This is a genomic window from Dryocola clanedunensis subsp. sulfonylureivorans, from assembly GCF_016756775.1.
In the GTDB taxonomy this organism is placed as follows: Bacteria; Pseudomonadota; Gammaproteobacteria; order Enterobacterales; family Enterobacteriaceae; genus Dryocola; species Dryocola clanedunensis.
Genome location: NZ_JAERMU010000038.1, coordinates 1 through 19461, shown reverse-complemented (window position 1 = coordinate 19461; position 19461 = coordinate 1). Strand labels below are relative to the sequence as shown.

Annotated in this window: 18 protein-coding genes and 1 riboswitch; of the genes, 7 read left to right on the top strand and 11 right to left on the bottom strand. The window is 55.6% G+C overall.

The window, feature by feature from the left end:
* Positions 1-78: 78 nt before the first annotated feature.
* Positions 79-4302: a DNA-directed RNA polymerase subunit beta' gene (gene rpoC, locus HYQ67_RS22305; RefSeq protein ID WP_202308001.1), complete on the top strand. Its 4224-nt coding sequence runs from the start codon at positions 79-81 to the stop codon at positions 4300-4302.
* Between the two features lie 72 nt (positions 4303-4374).
* Here rpoC and HYQ67_RS22300 read toward each other — a convergent pair whose 3' ends face one another.
* The 9 genes from HYQ67_RS22300 to rsd form a co-directional block, all read right to left on the bottom strand.
* Positions 4375-4692, bottom strand: a complete 318-nt coding sequence (locus HYQ67_RS22300) for a PTS lactose/cellobiose transporter subunit IIA (protein WP_202307999.1) — start codon at positions 4690-4692, stop codon at positions 4375-4377.
* Between the two features lie 7 nt (positions 4693-4699).
* Positions 4700-5005: a PTS sugar transporter subunit IIB gene (locus HYQ67_RS22295; protein ID WP_202307997.1), complete on the bottom strand. Its 306-nt coding sequence runs from the start codon at positions 5003-5005 to the stop codon at positions 4700-4702.
* Between the two features lie 324 nt (positions 5006-5329).
* A complete protein-coding gene (thiH, locus tag HYQ67_RS22290; RefSeq protein ID WP_202308026.1) occupies positions 5330-6457 on the bottom strand; it encodes a 2-iminoacetate synthase ThiH in 1128 nt (375 codons plus the stop codon).
* Complete coding sequence (thiG, locus tag HYQ67_RS22285) at positions 6457-7239, bottom strand: thiazole synthase (protein WP_202307995.1); 783 nt, start codon at positions 7237-7239, stop codon at positions 6457-6459. The genes thiH and thiG overlap by 1 nt, the downstream gene beginning before the upstream one ends.
* A 1-nt stretch (position 7240) precedes the next feature.
* Positions 7241-7441: a sulfur carrier protein ThiS gene (thiS, locus tag HYQ67_RS22280; protein ID WP_202307993.1), complete on the bottom strand. Its 201-nt coding sequence runs from the start codon at positions 7439-7441 to the stop codon at positions 7241-7243.
* Entirely contained in the window at positions 7422-8180 is a 759-nt protein-coding gene (locus tag HYQ67_RS22275; protein ID WP_202307991.1) for a HesA/MoeB/ThiF family protein, read from the bottom strand. Before HYQ67_RS22275 ends, thiS begins: the two co-directional genes overlap by 20 nt.
* Positions 8173-8811: a thiamine phosphate synthase gene (gene thiE / locus HYQ67_RS22270; RefSeq protein ID WP_202307989.1), complete on the bottom strand. Its 639-nt coding sequence runs from the start codon at positions 8809-8811 to the stop codon at positions 8173-8175. Before thiE ends, HYQ67_RS22275 begins: the two co-directional genes overlap by 8 nt.
* The gene (gene thiC, locus HYQ67_RS22265) at positions 8808-10709 is read right to left on the bottom strand and encodes a phosphomethylpyrimidine synthase ThiC (RefSeq protein ID WP_202307987.1); all 1902 of its coding nucleotides are present in this window, start codon (positions 10707-10709) and stop codon (positions 8808-8810) included. The genes thiE and thiC overlap by 4 nt, the downstream gene beginning before the upstream one ends.
* 86 nt (positions 10710-10795) lie before the next feature.
* A riboswitch (TPP riboswitch) is annotated at positions 10796-10905 on the bottom strand.
* A gap of 51 nt (positions 10906-10956) precedes the next feature.
* Positions 10957-11460 carry a sigma D regulator gene (gene rsd / locus HYQ67_RS22260; protein WP_202307985.1) on the bottom strand — a complete coding sequence of 168 codons (504 nt, stop codon included), beginning with the start codon at positions 11458-11460 and terminating at the stop codon, positions 10957-10959.
* A 93-nt stretch (positions 11461-11553) separates the two neighbouring features.
* On the opposite strand from rsd, the gene nudC reads away from it, so the two are divergent.
* The 6 genes from nudC (at position 11554) to HYQ67_RS22230 (ending at position 15913) form a co-directional block, all read left to right on the top strand.
* A complete protein-coding gene (nudC, locus tag HYQ67_RS22255) occupies positions 11554-12327 on the top strand; it encodes an NAD(+) diphosphatase (protein ID WP_202307983.1) in 774 nt (257 codons plus the stop codon).
* A gap of 35 nt (positions 12328-12362) precedes the next feature.
* Positions 12363-13427 (top strand): uroporphyrinogen decarboxylase, encoded by a 1065-nt coding sequence (hemE, locus tag HYQ67_RS22250; RefSeq protein ID WP_202307981.1) that lies wholly within the window; start codon positions 12363-12365, stop codon positions 13425-13427.
* A 15-nt stretch (positions 13428-13442) separates the two neighbouring features.
* Positions 13443-14114 carry a deoxyribonuclease V gene (nfi, locus tag HYQ67_RS22245; protein ID WP_202307979.1) on the top strand — a complete coding sequence of 224 codons (672 nt, stop codon included), beginning with the start codon at positions 13443-13445 and terminating at the stop codon, positions 14112-14114.
* Between the two features lie 43 nt (positions 14115-14157).
* Positions 14158-14748: a YjaG family protein gene (locus HYQ67_RS22240; RefSeq protein WP_202307977.1), complete on the top strand. Its 591-nt coding sequence runs from the start codon at positions 14158-14160 to the stop codon at positions 14746-14748.
* A 186-nt stretch (positions 14749-14934) separates the two neighbouring features.
* Positions 14935-15210: a nucleoid-associated protein HU-alpha gene (hupA, locus tag HYQ67_RS22235; protein ID WP_202307975.1), complete on the top strand. Its 276-nt coding sequence runs from the start codon at positions 14935-14937 to the stop codon at positions 15208-15210.
* A 10-nt stretch (positions 15211-15220) separates the two neighbouring features.
* A complete protein-coding gene (locus HYQ67_RS22230; protein ID WP_202307974.1) occupies positions 15221-15913 on the top strand; it encodes a DUF1481 domain-containing protein in 693 nt (230 codons plus the stop codon).
* Between the two features lie 106 nt (positions 15914-16019).
* Here the strand turns inward: HYQ67_RS22230 and purD are convergent, their stop codons facing one another.
* Both purD and purH read right to left on the bottom strand, forming a co-directional pair.
* Positions 16020-17312, bottom strand: coding sequence for a phosphoribosylamine--glycine ligase (gene purD, locus HYQ67_RS22225; protein WP_202307972.1), 1293 nt, complete (start codon positions 17310-17312; stop codon positions 16020-16022).
* A 16-nt stretch (positions 17313-17328) separates the two neighbouring features.
* Positions 17329-18918 carry a bifunctional phosphoribosylaminoimidazolecarboxamide formyltransferase/IMP cyclohydrolase gene (gene purH / locus HYQ67_RS22220; protein ID WP_202307970.1) on the bottom strand — a complete coding sequence of 530 codons (1590 nt, stop codon included), beginning with the start codon at positions 18916-18918 and terminating at the stop codon, positions 17329-17331.
* Positions 18919-19461 lie beyond the last annotated feature (543 nt).

The window sequence follows — 19461 nt, the reverse complement described above, 5'->3', positions numbered from 1 at the left end:
CATCTGCTGTACTGGTTACAGGATGTCCGGGTCACACCGGACGTCTCTGAGAAGTCTCACTCCGACGGGAGCTAATCCGTGAAAGACTTACTTAAGTTTCTGAAAGCGCAAACTAAGACCGAAGAGTTTGATGCGATCAAAATTGCTCTGGCATCGCCAGACATGATCCGTTCATGGTCGTTCGGTGAAGTTAAAAAGCCGGAAACCATTAACTACCGTACGTTCAAACCAGAGCGTGACGGTCTGTTCTGTGCCCGTATTTTCGGGCCAGTAAAAGACTATGAGTGCCTGTGCGGTAAGTACAAGCGCTTAAAACACCGTGGCGTGATTTGTGAGAAGTGCGGCGTTGAAGTGACCCAGACTAAAGTACGCCGTGAGCGTATGGGCCACATCGAACTGGCTTCCCCAACTGCGCACATTTGGTTCCTGAAATCTCTGCCATCCCGTATCGGCCTGCTGTTAGATATGCCGCTGCGTGATATCGAGCGCGTACTGTACTTCGAATCTTATGTTGTGATCGAAGGCGGGATGACCAACCTCGAGCGTCGTCAGATCCTGACTGAAGAGCAGTATCTGGATGCGCTGGAAGAGTTCGGTGACGAATTCGACGCGAAGATGGGTGCGGAAGCTATTCAGGCCCTGCTGAAGAGCATGGATCTGGAGCAAGAGTGCGAAACGCTGCGCGAAGAGCTGAACGAAACCAACTCCGAAACCAAGCGTAAAAAGCTGACCAAGCGTATCAAGCTGCTGGAAGCGTTCGTTCAGTCTGGCAACAAGCCAGAGTGGATGATCCTGACAGTTCTGCCGGTTCTGCCGCCAGACCTGCGCCCGCTGGTACCGCTGGATGGTGGTCGTTTCGCGACTTCTGACCTGAACGATCTGTATCGTCGCGTCATTAACCGTAACAACCGTCTGAAACGCCTGCTGGATCTGGCCGCGCCTGACATCATCGTACGTAACGAAAAACGTATGCTGCAGGAAGCGGTAGATGCGCTGCTGGACAACGGCCGTCGCGGTCGTGCGATCACCGGTTCTAACAAACGTCCTCTGAAATCTTTGGCCGATATGATCAAAGGTAAGCAGGGTCGTTTCCGTCAGAACCTGCTGGGTAAACGTGTTGACTACTCCGGTCGTTCTGTTATCACCGTAGGTCCATACCTGCGTCTGCATCAGTGCGGTCTGCCGAAGAAAATGGCCCTGGAGCTGTTCAAACCGTTCATCTACGGCAAGCTGGAACTGCGTGGTCTTGCTACCACCATTAAAGCTGCGAAGAAAATGGTTGAGCGCGAAGAAGCTGTAGTCTGGGATATCCTGGACGAAGTTATCCGCGAACACCCGGTACTGCTGAACCGTGCACCAACCCTGCACCGTTTGGGTATCCAGGCATTTGAGCCAGTACTGATCGAAGGTAAAGCTATTCAGCTGCACCCGCTGGTCTGTGCGGCCTATAACGCCGACTTCGATGGTGACCAGATGGCAGTACACGTTCCGCTGACGCTTGAAGCTCAGCTGGAAGCGCGTGCGCTGATGATGTCTACCAACAACATCCTGTCACCTGCGAACGGCGAGCCAATCATCGTTCCTTCTCAGGACGTTGTATTGGGTCTGTATTACATGACCCGTGACTGTGTTAACGCCAAAGGCGAAGGCATGGTGCTGACTGGCCCTAAAGAAGCTGAGCGTATTTACCGCGCTGGCCTGGCCTCTCTGCATGCGCGTGTAAAAGTGCGTATCACCGAGTATGAAAAAGATGCAAGCGGCGAGTTCGTTGCGAAAACCAGCATTATCGACACCACCGTTGGTCGTGCGATTCTGTGGATGATCGTACCGAAAGGTCTGCCTTTCTCCATCGTCAACCAGGCGCTGGGCAAGAAAGCGATCTCCAAGATGCTGAACACCTGTTACCGCATCCTGGGCCTGAAGCCGACCGTTATCTTCGCTGACCAGACAATGTATACCGGCTTTGCTTACGCAGCGCGTTCAGGTGCATCTGTTGGTATTGATGACATGGTCATCCCAGAGAAGAAAACTGAGATCATTTCTGAAGCTGAAGCAGAAGTTGCTGAGATTCAGGAACAGTTCCAGTCTGGTCTGGTTACCGCGGGCGAGCGTTACAACAAAGTTATCGATATCTGGGCTGCGGCGAACGATCGTGTATCCAAAGCGATGATGGATAACCTGCAAACCGAAACCGTTATTAACCGTGACGGCGTAGAAGAGCAGCAGGTTTCCTTCAACAGCATTTACATGATGGCCGACTCCGGTGCGCGTGGTTCTGCAGCACAGATTCGTCAGCTGGCAGGTATGCGTGGTCTGATGGCGAAACCAGATGGTTCCATCATCGAGACGCCAATCACCGCGAACTTCCGTGAAGGTCTGAACGTACTTCAGTACTTCATCTCCACGCACGGTGCTCGTAAAGGTCTGGCGGATACCGCACTGAAAACAGCTAACTCCGGTTATCTGACTCGTCGTCTGGTTGACGTCGCGCAGGATCTGGTTGTGACCGAAGATGACTGTGGTACTCACGAAGGCATCCTGATGACTCCGGTTATCGAAGGTGGCGACGTTAAAGAACCGCTGCGCGATCGCGTTCTGGGCCGTGTAACGGCTGAAGACGTGCTCAAGCCTGGCACCGCAGACATCCTGGTAACGCGTAACACCCTGCTCAACGAGCAATGGTGTGACCTGTTAGAAGCTAACTCTGTTGACAGCGTAAAAGTACGTTCCGTAGTAGGTTGCGAAACTGACTTTGGCGTTTGTGCACACTGCTACGGTCGCGACCTGGCACGTGGTCACATCATCAACAAGGGTGAAGCTATCGGGGTTATCGCGGCACAGTCCATCGGTGAACCTGGTACACAGCTGACGATGCGTACGTTCCACATCGGTGGTGCGGCATCTCGTTCTGCGGCTGAATCAAGCATTCAGGTTAAGAACAAAGGTAGCATCAAGCTCAGCAACGCTAAGTCCGTTGTGAACTCTACCGGTAAACTGGTAGTGACTTCACGTAACACCGAACTGAAGCTGATTGACGAATTCGGTCGTACCAAAGAGAGCTATAAAGTTCCTTACGGTGCGGTAATGGCGAAAGGTGATGGCGAGCAGATTGCAGCGGGCGAAACCGTAGCAAACTGGGATCCACACACCATGCCAGTCGTTTCTGAAGTAAGTGGTTTCATCCGCTTTACTGACATGATCGACGGCCAGACCATTACTCGTCAGACCGACGAACTGACAGGTCTGTCATCTCTGGTTGTTCTGGATTCTGCAGAACGTACCGCGGGTGGTAAAGATCTGCGTCCGGCACTGAAAATTGTTGATGCTCAGGGCAACGACGTTCTGATCCCTGGTACAGATATGCCAGCTCAGTACTTCCTGCCGGGTAAAGCGATTGTTCAGCTGGAAGATGGCACTCAGATTCACTCTGGTGACGCCCTGGCGCGTATTCCTCAGGAATCCAGCGGTACCAAGGACATCACCGGTGGTCTGCCACGCGTTGCTGACCTGTTCGAAGCACGTCGTCCGAAAGAGCCTGCTATCCTTGCTGAAATCAGCGGGATCATCTCGTTCGGTAAAGAAACCAAGGGCAAACGCCGCCTGGTTATCTCTCCGTTAGACGGCAGCGATGCTTACGAAGAGATGATTCCGAAGTGGCGCCAGCTGAACGTGTTCGAAGGTGAACGCGTAGAGCGCGGTGACGTGGTTTCCGATGGTCCAGAATCTCCGCATGACATTCTGCGTCTGCGTGGCGTCTATGCTGTGACCCGTTACATCACTAACGAAGTGCAGGACGTATACCGTCTGCAGGGCGTTAAGATTAACGATAAACACATCGAAGTCATCGTGCGTCAGATGCTGCGTAAAGCAACCATCGTTAACGCAGGCAGCTCCGACTTCCTGGAAGGTGAGCAGGCTGAATACTCTCGCGTCAAGATCGCTAACCGCGAACTGGAAGCGAACGGCAAAATCAACGTGTCCTTCGCACGTGACCTGCTGGGTATCACCAAAGCCTCTCTGGCAACCGAGTCCTTCATCTCCGCGGCATCGTTCCAGGAGACTACTCGTGTGCTTACCGAAGCAGCCGTTGCGGGTAAACGTGACGAACTGCGCGGCCTGAAAGAGAACGTTATCGTGGGTCGTCTGATCCCGGCCGGTACCGGTTATGCGTACCACCAGGATCGTATGCGCCGTCGTGCTGCGGGCGAAGTGCCTGTTGTACCTCAGGTGACTGCTGAAGATGCTTCTGCAAGCCTTGCAGAACTGCTGAATGCGGGCAACCTCGGTGGCAACGACGAGTAATCGTCAGATGCGCTAAAAACAAAAACCGCTCGAAAGAGCGGTTTTTTTATGTCTGAAATTCAGGAAGCTGAATTATTTAACCAGCGGGATACGGCGATAAAGTTCGATCATATCTCCGGCTAAGTCCTGGATTACCATGGCGTTCATCAGGTGGTCCTGGGAATGCACGGTGATCAGGTTAACGGGCAGTTTACCGGTGCCTTCATCCATGCCGATGAGCTGGGTCTGGATTTTATGGGCGTGTTTTACAAACTCTCTTGATTCTTCCATTGCCTGCTCGGCGGCTTCAAAATCGCCTTTGCGAGCCTGTTGTAAAGCGGTCAGCGCCCGGCTACGCGCGCTACCGGCATTGACCAGCAGCTCCATGATAATCGATTCTAAATCTTCCACGTCTTTATCACTCCATCATCTTCAATGCTTTATCGAGCACCACGTCGCCTTTCATCATGCCGTAGTCCATCATGTCGATGACGGCAACCGTTTTACCCATCGGCTCAGCAATGGCCTGTAGCTTAGCGTGCTCGTATTTAACCTGTGGACCGAGAAGCACAATATCTGCGGTATCAATATTGTCTTTGAATTCTGCGACAGGCACAGCCTTGATGGTAACTTCGATACCCTTCTTCGCCGCTGCGTCTTTCATTCGCTGGACCAGAATGCTGGTAGACATACCTGCAGCACAACACAAAACGATATTCTTCATAATCTGCTCTCAATGTCCGTTGGATAGACAGATAATTATCCGTGGAAGCCTCGCCAACAACCGCTTTAGCGTGATTGTGTGTCAGGTATCACAAAAGAATCGACGAAACACTGAAACCGGTTACATTTTTGTTTCTCCTCCACGACGCCGCTGCCTTTTAAGCGGGAAGGCGGGGCGGCAGGGAGAAGGGGTTGTTGCCGCCCCGGTCGGGCGTAACGTCCGACGGGGAGACAATATTTTAAGGAGTGCAGAGCAGCAACGCGGCGTTTCCCGCGCTTCGGCACCGCTCTGAAACTTTTTTATCTCATCTGCAACGTTGCACTTTTACTGCGAGGCTCTTCCCAGATACTTGTCCCAGTCCTTCCAGACGGGCTGCAAGCCTGAACGGGTTAACGCCGCGGCGACTTCCTGTGGCGTTCTTCCATCGTGCGGGGCGAACTGCTCCAGTTCAGGGTGATTGTCCGCATAGCCACCGGGCTGGGTTTTAGAAAACGCGCTGACGTTATTAATAGCCAGCGGGATCATATGATCCCGGAACCACGGGGACTCCCGCGTGGACAGCGACAGCTCCACATCCGGGGCCAGCAGCCGGAACGCGCAAATCACCTGTACCAGCTGGCTTTCGCTCATTACCGATGCCGGTTCAACGCCGCCCGCACAGGGCCGCAACCTCGGGAAGGAGATGGAATAGCGGCTCTGCCAGTAATGCTGCTGAAGCCATAAAAGGTGCTCCGCCACCATAAAACAGTCGGTCCGCCAGCTGCCAGACAGTCCCGTCAGCGCCCCTAGCCCGATTTTATCTATCCCGGCCCGGCCAAGGCGATCCGGCGTTTCCAGCCGCCAGAAGAAGTCTTGTTTATGACCCCGCAGGTGATGCTGCGCATAAACCGCCTGATGATAGGTTTCCTGATAGACCATCACCCCATCCAGTCCGAGCGATTTCAGCTCTGCGTATTCATGCTCATCCAATGGCTGCACTTCCATTTGCAGCGAGCTGAAGCGGCGGCGAATAGCCGGAAGATGCCGACGAAAATAGTCCATTCCCACCTTCGTCTGATGCTCACCCGTGACCAGAAGCAAATGTTCAAACCCCAGCTCGCGGATGGCGGCACACTCTCTCTCAATCTCCGCCCCATCCAGCGTTTTGCGCCCGATCCTGTTGCTCATCGAAAACCCACAGTAGGTACAGTCGTTAGCGCACAGATTCGACAGATACAGCGGGACGTAAAAGCTCACCGTATTGCCAAAGCGCTGGCGGGTGAGTCTTTGCGCCTGCTGAGCGAGCGGCTCGAGATACGGGCTGGCTGCTGGAGAGAGCAGGGCCATAAGATCTTCCCGGGTTATCCTGGTCGCGCTAAGCGCCCGCTCCACGTCCGCCGCCGTTTTACCGTTGATGCGCAGCGTGATGTCATCCCAGTCCAGCTGCCGCCAGCGGTCGGTAAAGGTTGCCATCATAATGCCCCCTCCTGGCTAAACTGCAGAAACTGCGTCAGCGAGCTGGATGCCTGAGCCTGCTGGTGGCGATGCCCCAGTCCAGAGCTGGCTGCCAGAACGCCTGCTTCAACCGCCAGCCGGAAAGCCTGCGCCATCCGGACGGGATCGTTTGCTACGGCAATCGCCGTGTTCACCAGCACCGCATCAGCGCCCAGCTCCAGCGCTTCGGCGGCATGGCTGGGCGCGCCAATCCCCGCGTCGACCACCACCGGCACGGTTGCCTGTTCGATGATGATTTCCAGCAGCGCGCGGGTTTGCAGCCCCTGATTCGAGCCGATTGGCGCGCCCAGTGGCATCACGGCGGCACAACCTGCTTCTTCAAGCCGTTTACACAACACGGGATCTGCGCCGCAATATGGCAGCACGACAAAGCCCTGTTTGACCAGGACCTCCGCAGCTTTCAGCGTTTCTATCGGGTCGGGCAGCAAATAGCGGGCATCAGGATGGATTTCCAGCTTCACCCAGTTCGTGCCGAGCGCTTCGCGTGCAAGCCGAGCCGCAAATATCGCTTCTTCTGCTGTTTTCGCACCGGAAGTGTTGGGCAGCAGCTGAACGCCAGCCGCAAGCAGCGGGGCAAGAAGAGCGTCGTTGGGGTTTCGTAAATCGACCCGCTTCATCGCCATGGTCACCAGCTGCGAACCAGAGGCGCGGATCGCCTCAATCATCACGTCGGCAGAAGAGAACTTCCCGGTGCCGGTGAACAGATGTGAGGAAAAGGATTTATCTGCGATCTGTAGCATTTCAACCTCCGGCTATCGCCTGAAAAAGCAGGATCTGGTCGCCATCGCACAGCTTATGGCGTTGCCATTGCTCTCGAGGGACGATCGTTTGATTGACGGCAGCTGCGGTTCCCGGCTTCAGCATGCGGAGCTGTTCTAGCAGGCCCGCCAGCGTCAGGCTATCGACGCACTGCACGCTTTCGTCATTGAGGAAGATGCGCATTCGTCCCTCCGCATACCGGGCACAGAGCCGACTTTTGCATCGCCAGGGTTCGCCAGCTGTGCTGTCGGGCGTCAAACAGGCGCAGCGAACCGGAGGCTGGTGCCATACCGGTGAGCAGTTTGATTGCCTCCAGCGCCTGCAACGTCCCCATCACGCCGACGACCGGGCCGATAACGCCCGCGGTGCGGCAGTTGCGCTCCGGCTCCCTTTTATCAGGCCAGACGCAGCGATAGCAGCCGTTATCCCACGGCGGCGTCAGTACCATCAGCTGGCCGCCGAAACCAACAGCGCTGGCGGAGATAAGCGGTGTGCTTTGTGCGACGCAGGCCGCGTTAATTGCCTGGCGTGTTGCCATGTTGTCGCTGCAGTCCAGCACCAGATCGACGCCCTGAACGGCCTGCACCAGTAAATCACCAGTCAGGCGCTCGCCGATAATCTGCAGGTCGATGTCCGGGTTAAGCTTCTGGAGATGACGACGGGCAACCTGCGATTTCGGCAGGTCGAGATCCTGCGAGGTGAACAAAATCTGCCGCTGAAGATTGCTGATATGCACCCTATCATCGTCAGCAAGTATTATCGTGCCCACACCGGCAGCGGCCAGATAAAGAGCCGCCGGGGAGCCCAGCCCGCCCAGACCAACAATCAGAACCCGGCTGGCGAGCAGCTTCTGCTGCCCTCCGAGCGCAATATCTTCCAGCAGCAGCTGGCGGCCGTAGCGCATGAAATCCGCGTCATTCATCGCCAGCCTCCACCAGTTCAAGCAGATGAGCCGTCGCCGCGCGCCAGTCCTGTGCCTGGGTTATCGCGCTGACCACGGCAACGCTTCCTACGCCAGTGGCGAGAACGTCAGGCACGCGCTCAATGCTGATGCCGCCGATTGCTACCGTCGGGTATTCCCCCAGCGTTTTTACGTGTGCCGCCAACTGCTCCAGACCCTGTGGCGCTGAGGGCATTTGCTTGGTACTGGTAGGAAACACATGGCCCAGCGCAATGTAAGAGGGGCGGGCGGCCAGCGCGCGATCCATTTCCATATTGTCATGGGTGGACAGTCCCAGCCGCAGGCCCGCGTCGCGTATGGCAACCAGGTTCGCCACGTCCAGATCTTCCTGACCCAGATGCACGCCGTACGCGTGGTGTTTAATGGCGAGCCGCCAGTAATCGTTGATAAACAGCCGCGCTTCATAACGTCGCCCAAGGGTGATGGCCGCTTTTACGTCGGACTCAACTTCTTCGTCGCTTTTGTCTTTGATACGCAGTTGGATCGTGCGGACGCCCGCTTCCAGCAGGCGATCAATCCACTCCACGCTGTCTACTACCGGATAAAGGCCAAGACGCTGCGGAACGGCAGGAAAGGCAGTTTTTACCGTCATGCTTCCTCCTGACGCAGATAGATTTCGCCACCCTTAGCGCGGAAAGATTGCGACATCTCTTCCATTCCGGACTCAACGGCCTGCTTAGCGGCAAAATCACGCACTTCCTGGGAGATTTTCATCGAGCAGAACTTTGGCCCGCACATCGAGCAGAAATGGGCGACCTTGCCGGACTCCTGCGGCAGCGTTTCGTCGTGGTAAGTGCGGGCAGTGAACGGATCCAGCGCCAGGTTGAACTGGTCTTCCCAGCGGAATTCAAAGCGGGCTTTAGACATGGCGTTGTCGCGGATTTGCGCGCCGGGATGCCCTTTTGCCAGGTCTGCGGCGTGGGCCGCAATTTTGTACGTGATAAGCCCCTGCTTAACGTCCTCTTTATTTGGCAGCCCCAGATGCTCTTTCGGCGTCACGTAGCAGAGCATCGCGCAGCCAAACCAGCCGATCATCGCAGCACCAATGCCGGAGGTGAAATGGTCATAACCCGGTGCGATGTCGGTAGTCAGCGGCCCGAGAGTATAAAACGGCGCTTCGTGGCAGTGCTCCAGCTCCTCCGTCATGTTGCGGCGGATCATCTGCATCGGCACGTGCCCCGGCCCTTCGATCATCACCTGCACGTCATACTCCCAGGCGATTTTGGTCAGCTCGCCCAGGGTGTGCAGCTCGGCAAACTGCGCTTCGTCGTTGGCATCCTGAATGGAGCCGGGACGCAGGCCGTCGCCCAGCGACAGGGAAACATCGTAGGCGGCACAGATTGCGCAGATCTCGCGGAAATGCTCGTAGAGGAAGTTTTCCTGATGATGCGACAGGCACCATTTGGCCATAATCGACCCGCCGCGTGAAACGATGCCGGTCAGGCGTTTCGCGGTCATCGGCACATAGCGCAGCAGTACGCCCGCGTGAATGGTGAAGTAGTCTACGCCTTGCTCCGCCTGCTCCAGCAGCGTGTCGCGGAACATCTCCCAGGTGAGGTCTTCCGCAATGCCGCTTACTTTTTCAAGTGCCTGATAGACAGGCACCGTGCCAATCGGCACCGGGCTGTTTCGCAGGATCCATTCACGCGTTTCGTGGATATAGCGCCCGGTGGACAGGTCCATTACCGTGTCCGCCCCCCAGCGGGTTGACCAGACGAGCTTTTCCACTTCTTCTTCGATGGAAGAGGTCACCGCCGAGTTGCCGATATTGGCGTTAACCTTGACGAGGAAGTTGCGCCCGATAATCATCGGTTCGGATTCAGGGTGGTTGATGTTGGCGGGAATAATCGCGCGGCCAGCGGCAACCTCGTCACGGACAAATTCAGGGGTGATATTTTCCGGCAGGCGTGCGCCAAAACCTTCGCCCGGATGCTGGTGGCGCAGAACGGCATCGCGAATACGCTCGCGGCCCATGTTCTCGCGCACGGCGATAAACTCCATTTCCGGCGTCACCCTACCCTGGCGGGCGTAATACAGCTGGGTCACGCAGTTGCCGCTTTTGGCACGGCGGGGAGTTAAGCGAGTTTCAAAACGGAGATCGTCCAGACCGTCGTCTGCCAGCCGCTCTTTGGTGTAAGCGGAGCTACGCACCGTCAGCTCTTCACTGTCGTTACGCTCTGCAATCCAGCCGCTGCGCAGGGGCGAAAGGCCCCGTAACACGTCGATGGCAATATCCGGATCGCCGTAAGGGCCGGAAGTGTCGTAAACCGGCACCGCGTCATTCGGTTCGTACTGCGGATTCTCTTTTCCGGCGCCCGTCATCGTCGGGCTGAGCTGGATTTCGCGCATTGGCACACGGATATCCTCCCTTGAGCCGGTCAGATAGATACGTTTTGAAGCGGGGAAAGCCGTTCCTTCCAGCGTATTGATAAAGTGCTGGGCGGCAGCGCGTTGTTCGCGACGGGTTGGTTTTTTTTCAGATGCAGACATAGCTCATTCCAGTTTTTTTCAGGAGTGGCTTGTCAGAACGACGGATGGAGTAATGGATATGGGTTAGCCGCGTGGGGCAGCCCAAAAGCAGAATTACTCTTGTTCCCTTCGCAGGTATTAACCTGATCAGGTTCCGCGGATCCCGAATTAACGGTCTCAGCCGGTGCTTGCGCACTCGGCACTCCGACAAGAAGAAACCCGTATTGCTACGGATCGTTTTGTAAATTACTCGTTAACAGCACAGAACTCAAGCCGGGCGTGCAAAGTTGCCGACATCGTTTGCACTGCCGTGCAGATTGTTATCAAAGGCCAGTTCAATCAGCTTATCTTCCAGAGAAAAGCGCGCTTCCAGCGCCTCACCAATGCCGGACAGCGCCTGCTGGAATTCAATGCAGTTGTCATCGTCGATGGCGTTTTCCAGATTGGTATCGTAGAACGCCATAATCTGCTGGGTATTGGCTTCCAGCTGCGGATAGATTTGTGTCGCCGCTAAAAGTGGGCTGGCGCCTTCCATTTCATCAATAATGCGCTCATAAATATTGAAGTGCCCGGCAGAAAGGTAATCAACAAGATTGTGGCAAAATGCATCCAGTGCCTTTTCATTAAGCGCAGAATGAGATTCCTTGTTAGGCTTGATCCCAACCATGTTGTAATACGCCACTAACAGATGTTTGCGGGCATACAGCCATTGGTCGACTAACTCATTACTACCACCAACGCGCTCAGTCAGACTCTCTAACTGGTTAAGCATGATTGACTCCGTGAGTTAAAGAAAACGCAAACGTACCCAAAAAGTGTAACGACTATTGTTTATACCAGTGTCCAGGGGGATGTGCACCAGGTTATGGAACGTGTAATTGAAAAGTTAGATCACGGCTGGTTTATTGTCAGCCATGAGCAAAAACTGTGGCTGCCAAAAGGCGAGCTTCCCCATGGCGCGGCGACGGATTATCAGCTTGATGGCACAGAAGGCCGGCAGATTGGCGAGTGGGAAGGTGAACCCGTCTGGCTGGTTTTGCAAAATCGTCGTCAGGACATGGGTTCGGTGCGGCAGATAATCGACCAGGATGCTGGCCTGTTTCAGCTGGCCGGGCGAGGGGTGCAGCTCGCTGAATTCTATCGTTCCCACAAGTTCTGCGGCTACTGCGGGCATGAGATGCACACCAGCAGAAGCGAATGGGCGATGCTGTGCAGCAGCTGCCGCGAGCGCTACTATCCGCAGATTGCCCCCTGCATTATTGTCGCGATTCGCCGTGACGATCATATTCTGCTGGCCCAGCACACCCGCCATCGCGGCGGCGTATATACCGTGCTGGCCGGTTTCGTCGAAGTCGGTGAAACCCTCGAACAGACCGTCGCGCGTGAAGTGATGGAAGAGAGCGGGATTCGAGTGAAGAACTTGCGCTACGTGACCTCGCAACCCTGGCCGTTCCCGCAATCTCTGATGACCGCTTTTATGGCGGACTACCACAGCGGCGATATCAAAATCGATCCCAAAGAGCTGATTGACGCTCAATGGTACCGCTACGATCGGCTGCCGCTGATCCCCGCAGCGGGCACGGTGGCGCGCCGTCTGATTGAAGATACCGTTGCCCTGTGTCGCGCTGAATATGAATGATAAACTGCCGGGATACAGCCAAAGGAAATGCAAAAATGACTGAACTGAAGAACGATCGTTACCTTCGCGCCCTGCAGCGCCAGCCCGTGGATGTCACGCCGGTATGGATGATGAGACAGGCAGGGCGTTACCTCCCGGAGTACAAGGCCACCCGTGCGCAGGCCGGCGATTTCATGTCGCTGTGCAAAAACGCCGAGCTGGCCTGCGAAGTCACTCTGCAACCCCTGCGCCGTTACGCGTTGGATGCGGCGATCCTCTTCTCTGACATCCTTACCATCCCTGATGCGATGGGCCTGGGCCTCTACTTTGAAACCGGGGAAGGGCCACGCTTCCGCTCGCCGCTTACCAGCCGTGCCGATGTTGAAAAGCTGCCGGTTCCCGATCCGGAAGACGAGCTGGGCTACGTGATGAACGCGGTGCGTACCATTCGCCGTGAGCTGAAGGGCGAAGTGCCGCTGATTGGCTTCTCCGGCAGCCCATGGACGCTGGCGACTTATATGGTCGAAGGTGGCAGCAGCAAAGCGTTTACCGTGATTAAAAAGATGATGTATGCGGATCCGCAGTCGCTGCACCTGCTGCTTGATAAGCTGGCGCAGAGCGTCACGCTGTATCTGAACGCGCAGATCAAAGCGGGCGCGCAGTCGGTGATGATTTTCGACACCTGGGGCGGCGTGCTGACAGGACGCGACTATCAGCAGTTTTCCCTCTACTACATGCATAAAATCGTTGATGGCCTGCAGCGTGAAAACGAAGGTCGTCGCGTGCCGGTCACTTTGTTTACCAAAGGCGGTGGGCAGTGGCTGGAAGCCATGGCGGAGACGGGCTGTGATGCGCTGGGCCTGGACTGGACGATGGATATTGCCGAAGCGCGCCGTCGCGTAGGCCATAAGGTTGCGCTGCAGGGCAACATGGACCCGTCCATGCTTTATGCGCCACCGGCACGTATCGAAGAAGAAGTAGCGACTATACTGGCAGGTTTCGGCCAGGGCGAAGGTCACGTCTTTAACCTCGGCCACGGCATCCACCAGGATGTGCCGCCAGAGCACGCCGGTGCTTTCGTCGAAGCGGTGCACCGCCTGTCCGCGCCGTATCATAAGTAAAGATCGGGAGGGGGAATGGATCTCGCAGCGTTACGTGAACAACAGATCGAGCTGGCTTCTCAGGTGATCCGCGAAGATCGCCTTGAGGTGGATCCTCCGCAGTACATCGCCGGAGCGGACGTTGGGTTTGAGCAGGGCGGGGAGGTGACCCGCGCGGCTATCGTACTACTGAAATATCCTTCCCTTGAGCTGGTCGAGCATCAGGTGGCGCGCATTGCCACCACCATGCCCTATATCCCCGGCTTTCTGTCATTTCGTGAATATCCCGCGCTGCTGGCGGCCTGGGAAATGCTGTCCCGCAAGCCTGACCTGCTGTTTGTCGACGGGCACGGTATTTCGCATCCTCGTCGTCTCGGCGTTGCCAGCCATTTTGGCCTGCTGGTGGACGTACCGACCATTGGCGTCGCGAAAAAGCGCCTGTGTGGCCGGTTTGAACCGCTGAGCGAAGAGGTTGGTGAGCGGCAGCCGCTTATCGACAAAGGCGAGCAGCTTGGCTGGGTGTGGCGCAGTAAAAAGCGCTGTAACCCGCTATTTGTTGCCACCGGGCATCGGGTAAGCACGGATACAGCCTTATTATGGGTTCAGCGCTGTATGGCGGGTTACCGTTTACCGGAGCCTACGCGCTGGGCAGATGCCGTTGCGTCCGGACGTCCGGCGTTCGCGCGGTGGCAAGCAATTCAGGGGTGATTAGGGTAAACTGCCGCTAATTTCCCGTCTTTGAGACATCGTTATGTTACAAAACCCAATTCATCTGCGCCTGGAGAAGCTAGAAAGCTGGCAGCACGTCACTTTTATGGCCTCTTTGTGCGAGCGTATGTACCCGAACTACGCCATGTTTTGCCAGCAAACCGGCTATGGCGACGCGCAGCTTTATCGCCGTATCCTCGACCTCATCTGGGAAACGCTGACGGTAAAAGATGCCAAAGTGAACTTTGATAGCCAGCTCGAGAAACTCGAGGAGGCGATTCCAGCCGCTGACGACTATGATATTTACGGCGTCTATCCGGCAATCGATGCGTGCGTGGCGTTGAGCGAGCTTGTTCACTCTCGTCTTTCTGGTGAAACGCTGGAGCATGCAATCGAAGTCAGTAAGTCCTCAATTACCACCGTGGCGATGCTCGAAATGACTCAGGCTGGTCGAGAAATGACCGACGAAGAGCTGCGTGCTAACCCTCAGGTGGAGGAGGAATGGGACATTCAGTGGGAGATTTTCCGCCTGCTGGCCGACTGCGAAGAACGCGATATTGAGCTTATCAAAGGCCTGCGTGCAGACCTCCGCGAGGCCGGTAGCAGCAATATCGGTATAAATTTGCAGCAATAAGACAATAAAACGTGATGTACAGTCCGAATTGTGGCCCCTGAAGGCTTCCAATTAACCCCCCGTCTGGTCTACATTTGTGGGGCGAAAAAAAGTGGCTATCGGTGCGTGTATGCAGGAGAGTGCTTTTCTGGCATTTCCGTCGCACTCGATGCTTAGCAAGCGATAAACACATTGTAAGGATAACTTATGAACAAGACTCAACTGATTGATGTAATTGCTGACAAGGCTGACCTGTCTAAAGTACAGGCTAAAGCTGCTCTGGAATCCACTCTGGCTGCAATTACTGAGTCTCTGAAAGAAGGCGACGCTGTACAACTGGTTGGTTTCGGTACTTTCAAAGTAAACCACCGTGCTGAGCGCACTGGCCGCAACCCACAGACTGGTAAAGAAATCAAAATCGCCGCAGCTAACGTGCCGGCATTTGTTTCTGGTAAAGCACTGAAAGACGCGGTTAAGTCATAAAAGCGTGTCAGTGAACAGTTTTAGCAGGGGGGCGTTTACGCCCCTTTTGTCTGTCTGGCGTCTTCTGAGCACGCTGACGGGCGCGCTATTGCTTACGGCATGTAGCAGTAATCAACTCCCACCGTTCACCGCCAGCGGCTATGTAGCCGATCAGGGCGTGGTACGTATCTGGCGTAAAGACAACAACGACGGTTCAGTGCATCTGCTTACGGCCCTTAGCCCGTACCGCAGTCGTGCCACGACCACCAGTGAATACCGCTGGCAGGGTGACGAGCTGGTCTTTATCGAACAGAACATTCAGGGTGAAAAGCCTGAACATATCAAAGTGCGTTTTGACGATCATGGCGAGCTGAGTTTTATGCAGCGCGAAGTGAGCGGGCAGAAGCAGCAACTCTCTAACGAACAAATAGCGCTGTATCAGTATCAGGCTACCCGCATGAAAGCGACCAGCGAGGCGTTGCGCATTGGGAAGGTGATATTACGGCAGGGCCGCTGGCATCGTAATGGCACGGTCACTACCTGCGAAGGGGAGACTTTCAGGCCAAAACTGGATGCCCCGTCACTCAGCCACATAGCGCGCCGACAGAGCCACTCATCCCTCGAGGTCAGCATTGCCTGGCTGGAAGCGCCAGAAGGCTCGCAGCTGCTGCTGGTGGCCAATCAGGACTTCTGTAGCTGGCAGCCTAAGCCCGGCGACTTCTAGCCATAAAAAAAACCGCCACTCGGGCGGTCTTTGTTTTGTGGACTTGGTAGGTCGGATAAGCGTAAGCGCCATCCGACACAACAGGCAGACAGCGCCACACCCGACTCTATTTCGCGTTTTCACGCTCAATGGCACGATAGCCAATGTCTGAACGGCTAAAACTGCCGTCCCAGTGGATATCCTTCATCAGTTCGTAAGCGCGCTTCTGCGCCAGAGCTACGGTATCGCCCAGCGCCGTGACGCAAAGCACGCGACCACCGCTGGTGGCCACCATATCGTCTTCACGCAGCTTAGTGCCCGCATGGAACACTTTACCGTCCGCCACTTCCTCCAGCGGCAGGCCGTGGATCACATCCCCGGTACGGTAATCCGCCGGATAGCCACCCGCAGCCATCACCACGCCCAGAGACGGACGTTCGTCCCACTTTGAGGTCGTATCATTTAGTTTACCGTCACAGGCCGCGAGGCACAGCTCAACCAGGTCAGACTGCAGGCGCAGCATGATCGGCTGGGTTTCCGGATCGCCAAAGCGGCAGTTGAATTCGATGACCTTTGGATTGCCCTGTTTATCAATCATCAGGCCCGCATACAGGAAACCGGTATAAGTATTACCTTCGGCTGCCATGCCGCGTACGGTTGGCCAGATAACCAGATCCATGGCGCGCTGGTGAACTTCGTCCGTCACCACTGGAGCCGGGGAGTAAGCGCCCATTCCGCCAGTGTTTGGCCCCGTATCACCATTACCCACGCGTTTATGGTCCTGGCTGGTCGCCATTGGCAGTACGTTCTCACCGTCTACCATCACGATGAAGCTGGCTTCTTCGCCATCGAGGAACTCTTCCACCACGATGCGGTGTCCGGCATCGCCGAAAGCATTTCCTGCCAGCATATCGTTAACAGCCGCTTCGGCTTCTTCGAGGGTCATGGCAACAATCACGCCTTTGCCTGCGGCCAGCCCGTCGGCTTTGATGACAATCGGCGCGCCTTTTTCACGGACGTAGGCCAGCGCTGGCTCTACTTCGGTGAAGTTCTGGTATTCGGCGGTTGGGATCTTGTGGCGAGCCAGGAAATCCTTGGTGAAGGCTTTCGAACCTTCCAGCTGCGCGGCGGCCTGGGTTGGACCAAAGATCTTCAGGCCAGCGGCGCGGAACGCATCCACAGCGCCGATGACCAGCGGCGCTTCCGGGCCGACGATCGTCAGATCGATTTTTTCGCTTTGAGCAAAGCTCAACAGAGCCGGAATATCCGTCGCGCTAATGGCCACATTTTGCAAAGCGGGTTCCAGAGCGGTACCTGCGTTGCCCGGTGCCACAAACACTGTACGGACTAATGGCGACTGCGATGCTTTCCAGGCCAGTGCGTGTTCGCGCCCGCCGTTACCAATCACTAATACTTTCATTTATTAACGCTCCGGATTAATGGCGGAAGTGACGCATGTCGGTGAAGATCATGGCGATCCCGTGCTCGTCGGCGGCGGCAATCACTTCTTCATCGCGGATCGAACCGCCCGGCTGGATCACGCAGCTCACGCCAACGGCGGCAGCGGCATCAATACCATCGCGGAACGGGAAGAACGCATCTGAGGCCATGGCTGAGCCTTTCACTTCCAGCCCTTCATCAGCGGCTTTGATACCGGCGATTTTCGCGGAGTACACTCGGCTCATCTGGCCTGCGCCGATACCGATAGTCATATTCTCGCGGGCATAGACGATAGCGTTGGATTTTACGAACTTCGCCACCTTCCAGCAGAACAGTGCATCACGCAGTTCCTGCTCGGAAGGCTTACGCTTGCTGACAACGCGCAGGTCAGCGGCGGATACCATGCCCAGATCGCGATCCTGTACTAACAGACCGCCGTTGACGCGTTTGAAATCCAGACCCGAAACACGCTGCTGCCACTGGCCGCAGGTCAGCACGCGAACGTTTTGTTTCGCTGCGGTGATCTTCAGCGCTTCCTCACTTGCGGAAGGGGCGATAATCACTTCAACAAACTGACGAGAGATGATTGCCTGTGCGGTCTCTGCATCCAGCTCGCGGTTGAAAGCAATAATGCCGCCGAATGCAGAAGTTGGGTCGGTTTTATAAGCGCGGTCGTAAGCATCCAGCAGGGAATCACTCACCGCTACGCCGCACGGGTTAGCGTGCTTCACGATAACGCAGGCTGGCTCGCTGAACTCTTTCACGCACTCCAGCGCCGCATCGGTGTCGGCGATGTTGTTATAGGAAAGCGCCTTGCCCTGAACCTGCGTTGCCGTGGCGACGGAAGCCTCTTTGATTTCTTCTTCTATATAGAAGGCTGCCTGCTGGTGGCTGTTCTCGCCGTAACGCATATCCTGCTTCTTAATGAAGTTCAGGTTTAGCGTGCGTGGGAAGCGGCCGGAAGCTTCTTTACTCTCGCCGTGATAAGCAGGCACCAGGCTACCGAAGTAGTTGGCGATCATGCTGTCATACGCGGCGGTGTGCTCGAAGGCTTTAATCGCCAGATCGAAACGGGTTTCTAACGTGAGGGAACCTTCGTTGGCGTCCAGCTCGGCCACAATCATCTGGTAGTCGCTGCTCTTTACGACTATTGCGACATCTTTATGGTTCTTCGCAGCGGAGCGAACCATGGTTGGGCCGCCAATATCGATATTCTCAACGGCGTCTTCCAGCGAGCAGCCTTCGCGCGCGACGGTCTGAGCAAACGGGTAAAGGTTGACGACAACCATATCGATTGGGGAGATAGCGTGTTCTGCCATGATGGCATCATCCTGACCGCGACGGCCCAGAATGCCGCCGTGCACTTTTGGATGCAGCGTTTTGACGCGTCCGTCCATCATCTCCGGGAAACCGGTGTAGTCGGAGACTTCCGTCACCGGTAAACCAGCGTCGGCCAGCAGACGGGCGGTTCCGCCTGTGGAGAGCAGCTCTACGCCACGTTGGGAGAGTGCCTGAGCGAATTCGACGATGCCGGCTTTGTCAGAAACACTGAGCAGAGCGCGGCGTACAGGACGACGTTGTTGCATGGTTTGATCCCTTAGCTTTGGTTCGCATATAGAAGAGCGTTAGCTGAATTCTCGATTTTTCCCGAAAAACTCAGCTAACGCCCCAAAACGGGGCGTCCTTTAATCGCGGCGTATTGTAGCGAAAACGTTTGCGTCGCGCTCGCAAAATTTCCACTCGCAACACGATTGTGGATAAGTTTGTGCACAACTGGGTATAAGGCGGGGTTTTGCTGGGGATTGCAGCAGTCAGTCAAATTAGGGTGAATTTAGTGTTGCAGCCTCGGGAGAACTCCCTATAATGCGCCTCCATCGACACGGAACATGTGAACAACATCACAGAGTAACGGCGGCGACGAGAGTTAAAAATCCTGAAATTAAGGGTTGACTCTGAAAGAGGAAAGCGTAGTATACGCCACCTCGAGTTAGCAAGCGAAAGCGCGTAACTCACTGCTCTTTAACAATTTATCAGACAATCTGTGTGGGCACTCGCAGGATTGATATCTCAAGCATCTTCGGATGCAAAAAAATATCAAGTCTTGAAGAGTGACCAGACAGTAATTCATT